Source organism: Blautia sp. HCN-1074 (assembly GCF_037890165.1).
Taxonomy (GTDB): domain Bacteria; phylum Bacillota; class Clostridia; order Lachnospirales; family Lachnospiraceae; genus Blautia_A.
Genome location: NZ_JBBKBP010000063.1, coordinates 1 through 1,149, shown reverse-complemented (window position 1 = coordinate 1,149; position 1,149 = coordinate 1). Strand labels below are relative to the sequence as shown.

1 protein-coding gene is annotated in these 1,149 nt (G+C 43.4%); it reads right to left on the bottom strand.

Annotated features, from left to right (window positions below):
- Positions 1–23: 23 nt before the first annotated feature.
- Positions 24–1,149: asparagine synthetase B family protein (locus WKT11_RS19770; protein ID WP_147348326.1), on the bottom strand; the 1,126-nt coding region annotated here is incomplete at its 5' end.

Below are 1,149 nucleotides of genomic sequence, written 5' to 3'. Positions count from 1 at the left end.
TTACCGTCTCATAACCAACTCTCTCACTTCGAACATGTAGTAAAAAATCTATCGTACCAGATAAGGAATGTTAAAACTGTCCAGATTTTACGGCTGTTATCTGCTTTTTTATCTTTATGGTCGTTCAGGAGCTGGAGCAGTTTCTCTGTATGGAAAAATTCTTCTGCTTCTTTCGAGGTAAATAAATCTGTTACCATCTGATACCAGTCATTCTGCCGCAGCCACACACGGATTGGAATGGGAAAACCAAGTTTCTTCCGTTCATTGGTTTCCTGTGGAAGAAATTCTGAAACAGCTTTACGGAAAATATATTTGGTTGTACCTGCTGCAATCTTGGCTTCTTTCGGAAGCTTTGCTGCAAAGTTAAAAACTTCTTTATCCAGAAATGGTACCCTGACTTCCAGGGAATGTGCCATGCTCATTTTATCTGCTTTCTGCAAAATATCGCCAGGAAGCCAGTAGTTCAGATCTACAGACTGCATTTTTTCCATGTCTTGAAGTGAGCCTCTGTTTTCTGACTCAAGCTCTTCATAAAATTGACTTAAATACTCCTGCGTGGAAGGTCCTGTTACTTTATTTTTCAAAATCTGTGCTTTCTCTTTTTCACAGTAAATATATGCATTTCCGATGAAGCGTTCTTCTACTTTCATTCCTGCGCGGATAAGGAAATCCCGTCCTTTCACGTCTGGCAGCTTTGCAGCCAGTTTTCTGACAGCGCATCTGAGCACGAACGGAATCCAGGCAACTTTCTTTAATGCTTCAGGTTCTCTGTAAATATTGTATCCGCCGAAAAGTTCATCTGCGCCTTCCCCGGAAAGGACTACCTTAACATGTCCGGCAGCCTCTTTGGAAAGAAAATAAAGTGCAACTGCAGAGGCATCCCCAAGTGGTTCATCCATATGATACATCACATCTGGAAGGGCATCCCAGAATTCCTGCTTGGATATGATTTTCACATGGTGTTTCAAGCCTGCTTTTTCTGCCACTTTGGCAGCTTTGTTGACTTCACTATATCGGTCTCCCTCATCAAATCCCACTGTGAATGCCTGATCTGCACCGGAGGCAGAAGCCAGATACCCGGAGTCCACTCCCCCGGATAAAAACGCGCCGACTTCCACATCGCTTAACATGTGGTGCTTCACCGAATCC